This window comes from Isoptericola sp. NPDC057191 (genome assembly GCF_042670225.1).
Classification (GTDB): domain Bacteria; phylum Actinomycetota; class Actinomycetes; order Actinomycetales; family Cellulomonadaceae; genus Isoptericola.
The window spans coordinates 1-10,928 of the sequence record NZ_JBHUWC010000143.1; the positions used below are offsets into that span (position 1 = coordinate 1).

The 10,928-nt window shown below is 73.9% G+C and carries 9 protein-coding genes; 7 read left to right on the forward strand and 2 right to left on the reverse strand.

All coding sequences use genetic code 11. The features are described from left to right. Nucleotides 1-134 (reverse strand): LacI family DNA-binding transcriptional regulator (locus ACFT55_RS15490; RefSeq protein ID WP_380244742.1); only part of this gene is annotated, 134 nt, incomplete at its 3' end. Nucleotides 135-281: 147 nt separating this feature from the next. On the opposite strand from ACFT55_RS15490, the gene ACFT55_RS15495 reads away from it, so the two are divergent. From ACFT55_RS15495 to ACFT55_RS15515, 5 genes are read left to right on the forward strand one after another with little or no spacing between them, the layout of a single operon-like run. After that, nucleotides 282-1,565, forward strand: coding sequence for an ABC transporter substrate-binding protein (locus tag ACFT55_RS15495; RefSeq protein WP_380244734.1), 1,284 nt, complete (start codon nucleotides 282-284; stop codon nucleotides 1,563-1,565). A 25-nt stretch (nucleotides 1,566-1,590) separates the two neighbouring features. Further along, on the forward strand, nucleotides 1,591-2,532 hold the full coding sequence (locus tag ACFT55_RS15500; protein WP_380244735.1) for a carbohydrate ABC transporter permease: 942 nt from the start codon (nucleotides 1,591-1,593) through the stop codon (nucleotides 2,530-2,532). A 28-nt stretch (nucleotides 2,533-2,560) separates the two neighbouring features. After that, the gene (locus tag ACFT55_RS15505; RefSeq protein WP_380244736.1) at nucleotides 2,561-3,415 is read left to right on the forward strand and encodes a carbohydrate ABC transporter permease; all 855 of its coding nucleotides are present in this window, start codon (nucleotides 2,561-2,563) and stop codon (nucleotides 3,413-3,415) included. Then, nucleotides 3,412-5,694 carry a glycoside hydrolase family 3 protein gene (locus tag ACFT55_RS15510; RefSeq protein ID WP_380244737.1) on the forward strand — a complete coding sequence of 761 codons (2,283 nt, stop codon included), beginning with the start codon at nucleotides 3,412-3,414 and terminating at the stop codon, nucleotides 5,692-5,694. Before ACFT55_RS15505 ends, ACFT55_RS15510 begins: the two co-directional genes overlap by 4 nt. Next, entirely contained in the window at nucleotides 5,691-6,998 is a 1,308-nt protein-coding gene (locus ACFT55_RS15515) for a glycoside hydrolase family 125 protein (RefSeq protein WP_380244738.1), read from the forward strand. Before ACFT55_RS15510 ends, ACFT55_RS15515 begins: the two co-directional genes overlap by 4 nt. A gap of 19 nt (nucleotides 6,999-7,017) precedes the next feature. On the opposite strand, the gene ACFT55_RS15520 is transcribed toward ACFT55_RS15515, so the two are convergent. Continuing rightward, the gene (locus tag ACFT55_RS15520; protein WP_380244739.1) at nucleotides 7,018-9,438 is read right to left on the reverse strand and encodes a hypothetical protein; all 2,421 of its coding nucleotides are present in this window, start codon (nucleotides 9,436-9,438) and stop codon (nucleotides 7,018-7,020) included. A 186-nt stretch (nucleotides 9,439-9,624) separates the two neighbouring features. On the opposite strand from ACFT55_RS15520, the gene ACFT55_RS15525 reads away from it, so the two are divergent. Next, a complete protein-coding gene (locus tag ACFT55_RS15525) occupies nucleotides 9,625-9,993 on the forward strand; it encodes a GNAT family N-acetyltransferase (RefSeq protein ID WP_380244740.1) in 369 nt (122 codons plus the stop codon). Between the two features lie 98 nt (nucleotides 9,994-10,091). Next, a complete protein-coding gene (locus ACFT55_RS15530; protein WP_380244741.1) occupies nucleotides 10,092-10,874 on the forward strand; it encodes an SDR family oxidoreductase in 783 nt (260 codons plus the stop codon). Nucleotides 10,875-10,928 lie beyond the last annotated feature (54 nt).

The window sequence follows — 10,928 nt, forward strand, 5'->3', positions numbered from 1 at the left end:
GCCCGGATCCGGGCCGCCGTCGCCTCGGAGACGTTGGGGCGACCGTTGAAGGCGTGCGACACGGCGGAGGGCGAGACGCCGGCGTGCTTGGCGACGTCGGCGATGGTCACGCGTCTCGGGCTCGTGGCAGTCATGGTGCGTCCGAGCGTAGAGGGGTTGACCGACGAATGTAAAGCGGTATACGTTGCACGGCACTTGATGTGTACCGCTTTACAAGGAAGCGGTGGCGGAGGCTGTGCTCCGCCCCCCGAACGACGCACCGTAGCTCTCAGGGAGGACCAGTGACCCACGGCGTCAGCAGGCGCACCGTGCTGAAGGCGGCCATCGGCGGCGGGGTCCTCACCCCGCTGCTCGCGGGCTGCGGCGCCCTCGCTCCCGCCGGGAGCGGACCGCGGTCGATCTCCGTGCACACCCAGCTCAGCGGCGCCGTCGCCGGGGCCCAGGTGTTCGCGGACGTCGTCGCCGACTACCAGCGCCGCACCGGGCGGACCGTCGCCCAGCTCAAGAACGGCTCCGACCTGCCCATCGTGTTCGAGACGAGCACGCTCGCCGGGAAGGCCGCGGACGTCGCGATCGTGAACATGATGGGCCGCACGCTGTCGTGGACGCGGCTCGGTGCCACCATCCCGGTGACCGACCTGCTCGACGACTGGGGCCTGCGCGACAAGATCTTCCCCGAGGCGCTCACCGAGTGGACCGACCCGCAGGGCCGGCTGCGCGCCTTCCCGTTCACGCGCACCAACTGGCCGGTGTCGTACAACACCGGCCTGCTCGAGGAGGCCGGGGTCGACATCCCGACGACCTCCGACGAGCTCATCGCCGTGGCAGACGCGCTGCGCTCGAAGGGCATCGGGCCGGTGACCGTGGGCGGCTCCGACTGGAGCGGCCAGAAGATGTTCCTGCAGATCCTGCAGGGCTTCCTCACCCAGGACGAGGCGCGCACCGTCTTCTCCTCCGGCAAGCTCTCCGAGAGCGCCGGGGCCCTCAAGGGCGTCGAGCACTTCGTCGAGCTCCGGGACGCCGGCGTCTTCGTCGACGACGTGCAGGGCTACACCTCTGACTCCGAGCTGACCCAGTTCAACACCCGCAAGGCCGCGATCGTGCCCGCGATGTCGTCGGCCCTGGCGCTCGTCCCGGGCGAGCGGGCCAAGGAGGTCACCGTCGGGGGCTGGCCGATGCCGTCGTCCGGCGGGGTGCTGACGCGCCCCAGCGTGATCAAGAGCTACAACGGCCACGGCATCTGGATCAGCAAGAACGGCGCCGAGAAGCTCGACCTCATCAAGCCGTTCGTGCAGTACCTGTACTCCGACGAGGTCATCGACGCGTTCATCCTGGGCTCCGGCCGCGACATGAACCGCGTCACCGACACCGTCAGCACGGACTTCCCGCTGGTCGCGCAGGCCTCCCGGCTCACGGACGACGACGTCACGCCCGTCATGCTGCCCGACCTGCTCATCCCCGACGCCGTCTTCGAACCGATGGTCAAGGCGACCGCGTCCGCCTATGGCACCGCGTCCGCCGAGCAGATCGTCGACACGTTCGAGAAGGCCTACCAGGCGGCCTGACCGCCGGCGCCAGGAAAGGACTCCCATGACCACGCTCGCCGCCGCCGGGACCGCGACCGCCCCCGCCGCCGCCCCGTCACCCGGGGCCCCCGCCGCGTCGCGCCGCCGCGCCCCGCTGCGCGAACGGTTCCCCGGCCTCGCCCTGCCCGCCCTCGTCTGGTACGCGGTCTTCATGATCGGCCCGGTGGTCGCGATGTTCGTCATCGCGTTCCTGTCCTGGCCGGGCATGCTCGCCACCCCCACCTTCACCGGTCTCGGCAACTTCACCGCCGTGTTCGCCGACCCGACCTTCTGGGCCGCCGTGCGCAACTCGGCGGTGCAGATCGTGATCGGGCTGCCGATGATGATCGTGCTGGCGTTCCTGCTCGCGTTCTACGTGGTGCAGAAGCCCCGCGGGCACCGTGTGCTGCGCTACCTGCTCTTCATCCCGGCCCTCATCTCGGCGCCCGCGACCGCCATGGTCTTCTACGCCATGCTCAACCCGGACGGCCTCGTCAACGGCGTCCTGCGCCCCCTCGGGTTCGACGGCACCGCCTGGCTGGCCGACCCCAGCACCGCCCTCGGCGCGATCATCGCCGTGGAGCTGTGGAGCGGCATCGGCTACTCCGCCGTGCTCATCGCCGCCCGGCTCGACGGCGTGGACACCGAGATCGTCCAGGCCGCGCGCATCGACGGCGCCGGCGACTGGCGCGTCGCCTGGCGCATGTACTGGCCGATCGCCCGGGACTTCATCGGCGTCGTGACGATGCTGCAGTTCCTGTCGATGCTGTTCAACTCCGCGCAGAACGTGCTGCTGCTGACGCAGGGCGGGCCGGGCACCTCGACGACGACGCTCGCCTACCTGATCTACCAGAAGGCGTTCGTCGAGGCCGACCTGGGCTACAGCCAGGCCGTCGGCGTCATCCTCTTCGTGATCGGCCTGGTCGGCATGGGGCTCATCCGCCGCGTGCTCCGCGCCACCCACTGATCCCCGACCTCGCCCTAGGAGAACCGTCATGGCCCGGCAGACCGCCGCCCTTCGGGTGTCCGACCGCATCGGCTCGATCACGAGCGGCACGCTCGCGTGGATCTACGCCGCCCTGCTCCTCGTGCCCTTCTACTACTTCATCGTCTCGTCGTTCAAGGACAACGAGCAGATCTTCGAGTCGCCGCTGGCGCTCCCCACCACGTGGGACCTCTCGAACTTCACGACCGCCATCCACCAGGCCGACCTCGGTCTCGCCATCGCCAACTCGGTGATCACCACCGTCGGCGCCCTGGTGCTCACGCTCGTGCTCGCGCTGCCCGCGTCGTTCGCGCTGGCCCGGGCCACCGGGCGGGCCGGCAAGGTCGTCGAGAGCGTCTTCGCGCTCGGGTTCCTCATCCCGTCCTTCGCCGCCCTCTTCCCGACCTTCCTCCTCGCGGCCGTGCTCGGGCTCTTCCACACCCGCACGTTCGTCGTGCTGCTGCTGCCCGCGACGGCGCTGCCGCTGTCGATCGTCATCCTCACCTCGTTCATGCGGACCATCCCGCGCGAGCTCGAGGAGGCGGCCTCCATGGACGGCGCCACGTCGCTGCAGGTGCTGCGCCAGGTGTACCTGCCGATCTGCATCCCGGGGATCGCGACCGTCCTGCTGCTCAACTTCCTGTCGTTCTGGAACGCGTACCTGTACCCGCTGATCCTCATCGGACCGGACACCGCGCAGCGCACCATCCAGGTCGCGCTGCCGACGCTCAAGGTCGACGCCGGCACCGACTACGGCGTGCTCATGGCCGGCACCCTGTTCACCCTGCTGCCCGTCTACCTCGTCTACACGGTGCTCCAGCGCCAGATGCAGCGCGCGCTGCTGTCGGGGGCGGTCAAGGGATGACGTCCACCCCACCCGTCACCGCGGCGTCGCTGCCGCTCACGACCCGTATCGGCCAGGTCAACCAGCGGCTCAAGGGCTGGGAGGCCGTCCGCTGGGTCGACGGCGCACCGCAGGTCACCGACGTGCTGCGCCGCGAGGTCGACCGCTGGGGCGGTCTCGGCGCCCTGTACGGCGTGCTGCGCGCCGACCCGTGGTCCGCGGTCCGGTGGGAGAACGGCGTCCCGCCCGAGCGCAGCGCCGAGGCCTACGCCGCCGTGCAGGAGCACGTCACCCGGTACGGCGACGGGCTGCCCGTGCTGTTCGTCGAGGAGGCGCCGCACGGGCTCATGGCGCTCGGCGGCACGACGCTGCCCGTCAACCTCGCGCTCGGCGCCGGGATGGACGCCGCGCTCACCGAGGAGCTCGCCGCGGCCGTCGCCGCCGAGGCGCGCGCCCGCGGCACGCACGTCGCGCTCGTCTCCGGCCTCGACGTGCTGCGCGACCCGCGCTGGGGCCGCGCCGAGGAGTGCTTCTCGGAGGACCCGGCGCTCGCCGCCGCCCTCGTCGCGGCCACGGTGCGCGGCATGCAGGGCACCGCGTCGTGCGACGACCCGATCGACGCCGCCCACGTCGCCGTGGTCGCCAAGCACCTGGCCGGCCAGGGCGCCGGCATCGGCGGGCGCAACGGTTCCGGCGCCCCGATCGGGCGGCGCGAGCTCGGCGAGCTGCACCTGCGCCCCGCGCACGCCGCCGCCCGCGTCGGCGTCGCCGGCTACATGGCCGCGTACAACGACGTCGACGGTGTGCCGTGCAGCGCCAACGAGGAGCTCCTCACCGGCACGATCCGCGCACGCTGGGGCTGGAGCGGCCTGGTCATGGCCGACGGCACCGCCGTCGACCGCCTCCGCGACAGCGCGCCCGACCCCGCCTCGGCCGCCGCGCTCGCCCTGCAGGCAGGCGTGGACCTCAGCCTGTGGGACGAGGCGTTCACGCACCTCGGGACAGCGCTGGACCGCGGCCTCGTCGCGGAGGCGGTGCTCGACCGCGCCGTCGACCGCGTCCTCGCGCTCAAGCACCGGCTGGGGCTGCTCGGCGAGCCCGTCGCCCCGCCGGTCCCGCGCGACGCCCCGGCGCGCGACGTCGTCGCCCTCGTCGAGCGCGCCGCCCGCCAGGCCGTCGTCCTCGTGCACGACCACGGCGTGCTGCCGCTGCACGGCGACGCGACGGTCGCCGTCGTCGGGCCGAACGCCGACGACCTCGACGCGCAGCTCGGCGACTACACGCCGCCGCGCCCGCCCCACGACCCGGGCGCGTCCACCGTGCTGTCGGCGCTCACCGCCCGGCTCGGCGCGGACCACGTGCGACACGCGGTCGGCAGCCGGCTGCGCGGCCCGCTCGACGACCCGGGCGCGCTCGACGACGTGCGCGACGCCTGCGCGGCGGCCGACGTCGCGGTCGTCGTGCTCGGCGGCACCAGCCGGCGCAGCTACGACGACGAGTTCGCCGACAACGGCGCGGTCGAGGGCCCCGCCCCCGACACGACGAACGGCGAGGGCGTCGACCTGTCCTCCGTCGCGCTGCCGCAGGCCCAGCTCGACGTCGTCCGGGCCGCGCGGGAGTCGGGGCGGCCGGTGGTCGGCGTCGTCGTCGACGGCCGCCCCCGCGCCCTGACCGAGCTCGTGCCGCTCGTCGACGCCCTGCTCGTCGTTCCGTTCCCCGGCCCGACGGGCGGTGCCGCGATCGCGGACGCGCTGCTCACCGGCGCCGCCTCCGGCCGGCTCCCGGCGACGTTCCCGACGGCCGACGGCGTCGTGCCCGTGGCGCACGACGAGCGGCTCGAGACCGCCCGCGGCTACCGCGACCACCCGGTGCTGCGCGGCCTGCCGCTCGGCACCGCGCACGCGCCGGGCGTCACGACGACCCTGCGGACGCCTGCCGCGACGGTGACCGCGGCCGACCTCGCGGCCGGGGCCGTCGCCGCGCTGACCGTCGACGTGACGAACGCCGGCCCGGCCGCGGTGGACCTGTCGGTGCCGCTGTACGGCCGCCGGCACGAGCGCGGCGTGCGGCCCCGCCGTCGTACCCTGCTGGGGGTGCGACGCGCCACCGTCGAGGCGGGCGTGACGGCGTCCGTGACGTTCCGGCTCGGCCTCGACGAGCTCGGCTCGTGGGCGACCGGCGAGCCCGTCGCCACGCCCGTGACCGTCGGCGCGTGGTGCACCCCCGACCTCGACGAGCCCGCCGGCGCCGCCGTCGTGCGCGTCACCGACCAGGAGGACTGCACGCCTTGGGAACGATGACCACGACCTCGACGGCACCCGCGCCGCTCGACCCGCAGATCGACGCGACGCTGCGCGCAGCCGCCGAGCGGGTCCGCGCCACGTCGGGCGAGCGCGTCGCGGAGACGGTCCTCGCGGCGCTGCGCCGCACCCTCACCGACACCGTGACGGTCGGCGCCGACGGGAGCGTCTTCGTCATCACGGGCGACATCCCCGCGATGTGGATGCGCGACTCGACCACGCAGCTCACGCCGTACCTGCGCTTCCTGGCGGACTGCCCGCCGCTGGCCGCGCTCGTCGCGGGCGTCGTGCGTCGCCAGCTCGCGTGCCTCGACCACGACCCGTACGCGAACGCGTTCAACGACGGCCCGACGGGCGCGCACTACGACCCCGACGACGTCTGCGACGACCCCCACGTGTGGGAGCAGAAGTACGAGGTCGACAGCCTCGCGTACCCCGTGACGCTGGCGCACCGGCTGTGGCGGGAGACGGGCAGCACCGAGGTGCTCGACGAGCGCGCCCACCGGGTGCTGCGGACCGTCGTCGACCAGCTGCGTACCGAGCAGCACCACGACTCGTCGCCGTACCGCTTCAGCCGCGACACGCCCGTCCCCACCGAGACGCTGGCGCGCGACGGTCGCGGCACCCCCGTGGCGTTCACGGGGATGACGTGGAGCGGCTTCCGCCCGTCGGACGACGCCTGCACGTACGGCTACAACGTGCCCGCGAACCTGTTCGCCGCGCAGGCGCTGCGGGCCGTCGCCGAGATCGCGGACGAGGTCTGGGCCGACGTCGCCCTGGCCGACGACGCCCGTCACCTCTCGGCCGAGCTGGTCGCGGGTGTCATGGCGCACGGCGTGGTCGCCGCGCCCGGCGGCGGCGCGCGCGTCTACGCCTACGAGGTCGACGGGCTGGGCGGCGTGCTGTGCATGGACGACGCCAACACGCCGTCGCTGCTGTCGCTGCCGCTCGTCGCGCCCGACGTCCTGGACGACACCGTCTGGCGCGCCACGCGGGAGCTCGTGCTCAGCCCGGCGAACCCGTACTACTTCACGGGCACCATGGCGGCCGGCGTCGGCAGCCCGCACACGCAGCCCGGCTACGTGTGGCCGATCGCGCTCGCCGTCGAAGGGCTGACCGGCACCCCCGCGGACCGGGTGCGCCTGCTGCGGCTGATCGCCGACACCGACGGCGGCACCGGGCACGTGCACGAGAGCTTCGACCCGTCGGACCCGACCTCGTTCTCGCGGCCGTGGTTCTCCTGGGCGGACTCGATGTTCTGCGAGCTCGCGCTGGCCGTGGCGGACGACGCCGGCGCCCGGTAGGGACGGGGGCCGGCCGCGGTCACGGGGTGTCGTGGCGGCGGCGTGCCGCGGCGACGGTCGCCCACCCGGCGAGGCCGAGCAGCACCGCGGCGCCGAGGAACCCGGCGACGCTCGCACCGGTCGTGGGCAACGCCCCCGGCCCGCCGGGCGGGACCTGCCCGCCGGGGCCGCCCGGACCGGGCGCACCCGGCACCGGGGTGGTCGTCGGGCTCGCGGTCGGCGCAGGAGTCCCGGGTGTCGTGCTCGGGGTGGTCGTCGGCGCCGCGACGTCGTCGTTGGTCACCGTGCACGTCACCGCGTCCGCGGCGCCCACGCTCACGACGTCGTCCACCACCTCCACGTCGCCGCCCGACACGTCGTCGGTGCACTCCCACCCCAGCGAGGTGTACCCGTCCGGCCCGTCCTCGGCGAGCGTGTAGTCCCCGGCCTCGACGGCGGCGAGCGTGACGGCGTCCTCGCCGGTGACACCCTCGATGTCGACCGGGCCCGACGCCGAGAGCGTCCAGTCGCCCGCCGTCGCCGTGCCGCCGTCGTCGTTGACGACCTCCTTGACCAGGGTGAGCATGGGCGGGCACGTCACCCGGTTGGTCACCTCGACCTGCCGGGCCGGGCGCGCCGCGGTCGTGGCGTACGGCAGCGGCGCGGCGTCCACCGCCTCACCGTCGACGGACGTCACCTCCGCGTCCGCCAGCACGCACCCGGCCGGGAGGGTCGTCGTCTCGTCGACGGTGACGTCCTCGGGGCCCTGGTACCCGCCCCGCTCCTCGCCCCACGCCTGGTCGGTGGCCTCGGCGCCGCCCGGTCCCGTCAGGGACAGCTGCGCGGTGAAGCCGTCCGGCTGCTCGCCCTCCGCGAGCTCGATGCCGTCGATCACCCAGATCTTGTCCACGACGACGCTGCTGAGCGGCTGGTTGTACACCGTGCAGCTCACGAACCCCGAGGCCGGCAGGGTCACCGTGAACCCGGTCGCGCCGTCGTCCGACGCCGCGACCGGCGTGTCGTCGTCGAGCTTGTCCACGCAGACCGCGTTCTGGCCGTCCACCGGCACCAGCGCGTAGCCGTCCTGCTGGGTCTCGGCGACCGACACCTCCGCGTCGGCCGGCACCCCGGCGTAGTCGGCCTCGAAGGCGACGCTGCCCGTGCCGTCGTCGGTCGTGGTCGCCGTCGCCGGGTCGAGCGTCACTCCCGCGGCGGACGTCGCGGCGTCGAACTGCCAGCCCGCACCGGCAGGGACGGCACCGGAGACGTCGCCCGCCTCGTTCCCGGCGGGCACGATCGCCTTCGTCACGTTGATCCGTCCGTCGCACCCGCTCAGGAGCAGGTCGCGCAGCGCCGTCCCCGCGGTCTCGAAGTCGTCGAGGTCGAAGTAGTCGGCCTCCGCGGGGTCGCCCCCCGTGTAGAAGGTCTCCCCCGAGAGCGCCCGCAGGTTGAGCCGCGTGACGTCGTCGATCCCGGAGCCCACGCCGAGCACCAGGAGCCGCGACCCTTCGGCCTTGACCGCGTTCGCCGAGTAGATGCCGTTCTCGACGTCGCGCAGGTGCGTCGTGCCGCCGGTCCCTCCGCTGCCGGTGGCGCCGAAGCGTGTGGGGTTGCCGTCGGTGATCATCACGACGATCTGGTACGCCGGGTCGGCGTCGGCCACGACCCGCAGCCCCTGGTCCCAGTTCGTCCCCGAACCCGTGGTCCAGTCGGCGTACTGGGCCTTGAAGGCGTCGGCACCCTGCTGCGTGGCGACGCTGACCAGGTCAGGGCGGTTCCCGTCCGACCCGGAGCTGGGCGAGAAGCGGTCGAAGGAGAAGACCGCGAGGCGGGACGGGGTCCCGACCAGGGCGTCCGCCACGGAGTCCGTGGCGGCCTTGAGGTTGGTGACCTGGCTGCCCAGCGACGACGACAGGTCGAGCACGAGCGCGATGTCGGCGCCGCACTGCGCCGCCAGCGCCGGGTTGGTCCGCGACTGCTGCCAGATGCCCTCCGAGTCCGTCACCGGGCGACCGCTGCCCGCGGTGCCGGCCATGAAGTCGATGGTCGTGTCGAGCGAGGAGTACGTCTGGCCGCCCGCGAGCGCCGGGGTCGTGAAGGAGTACGGCTGGGCCGTCGAGCTCGACCCGCTGCCCGGGCCGACCCGCAGCGTCGGGTTGACGAACCACCCGTCGGGCGCGGAGATCTGCTTGACCACGTATCGGGCCCCGGCGTTCTCCCCGCCTGCGGCCGTGTCCGGCACGGTGAAGGAGCAGTCGCCGTCGGCGTCCGCGACGCACACGCCCCACGCGTCGTCCACCACGGTGGTCGCGTCCGCGTCCGCGTACAGGCCGAGGGGCACCCCGGGCAGCGGAGCCACCCCGCCCGCCGCGGTCCGGTCGCCCCCGACGCGCACCGTGACGACCGACTCGTCGGCGGCCGGTGACGGCACCTCGGCCGACGCCCCCTGCGCGAGAGCCACGAGGCCTGCCCCCGCCAGGAGTGCACCGCACGCCACGACGGCTCGCCCTCGACCGACCACACCGCGCATCCCGGGGCTCCCCTCCGACCGGTACGTCCTCCAGCACGCTATGCCGACGCCCGCCACACCGCCACGGCGGCGTCGCACATCCAGCAGCGCGGCCCCGGCCATCGCCCAGGAGGGCCCATGACCAGCACTCACCCTGTGCTCGACGACGTCGTCGGGAACGGGGACGCGCTGACCGGTCGCCTGCTGCCCGCCGCGGTCGACGGGCGCGAGGTGCCGCCACCTCACGTGCGTGGTCTCGCGGGGAGCCACGAGCCCGTGCGCGACCGCGAGCTCTGGCTCCTCTACGTGCTGGCCGCGCACCACGGGACGGGGGCGGGTCAGGCGCTGCTCGACACCGCCCTGCCCCCGGGGACGCCCGCCCAGCTCTGGGTGGCCGAGGCGAACCCGCGGGCGCGGCGCTTCTACGAGCGCAACGGGTTCCTGCCCGACGGGGCTCGGTTCGTCGACGAGGGTCTGCATCTCGCTGAGGTCCGCCACGTGCGCTAGCGCGACGGGGTCCCGGGAGGTCGGTGGTGGCCCGCGCGCGAGCTTCCCCGCTCGTCATTAGCGTCGACGACGTCGATCACCGGAGGGGGACAACGAGGATGAACGGTCTGGACGGCAAGGTCGCGCTGGTCACGGGAGCGGGGTCGGGCATCGGACGCGCGACGGCGGTGCGCCTGGCCCGCGAGGGCGCGACGGTCGTGGCGCTGGGACACCGCCAGGAGAGTGCCGACGACGTCGCGGAGGAGATCCGGAGCGGGGGCGGCACGGTGCTCCCGGTGGCGGCCGACGTCGGGGACGCCGACGCGATGCGCGACGTGCTCGCCCGGGTGGAGCGGGAGCTCGGCCGGCTCGACGTCGTCGTCGCCAACGCCGGCGTGAACGGCGTCTGGGCCCCGCTCGACGAGCTGGCGCCCGAGGAGTGGGACAGCACGATCGCCACGAACCTCACCGGCACGTTCCACACCGTCCGGTTCGCGGTGCCGCTGCTGGTGCGTCAGGGCGGCGCGGTCGTCGTCGTCTCCTCGATCAACGGCACCCGCACCTTCAGCAACTCCGGCGCCTCGGCCTACGCGACGAGCAAGGCAGGCCAGGTCGCGTTCGCGCGCATGGCCGCCGTCGAGCTCGGGCCCCGCGGGGTGCGCGTCAACTCCGTGTGCCCGGGCGCGATCGACACCGAGATCGACGACAACACCGAGCAGCGGCACACCGAGGACCTCGGGGTGGCCGCCGAGTTCCCCGACGGGCAGATCCCCCTCACCGGCCAGGAGCCGGGGGTCGCGGCGCAGGTCGCGGCGACCATCGCCTACCTCGTGTCCGACGACGCGAGCCACGTGACCGGCACCGAGGTGTTCGTCGACGGAGGTCAGTCGCTCATCGCCTGAGGGTCGGGGAGGCACTGACAGGCACGACGTAGCGCTGGGGGCTCGTCCTGGGCC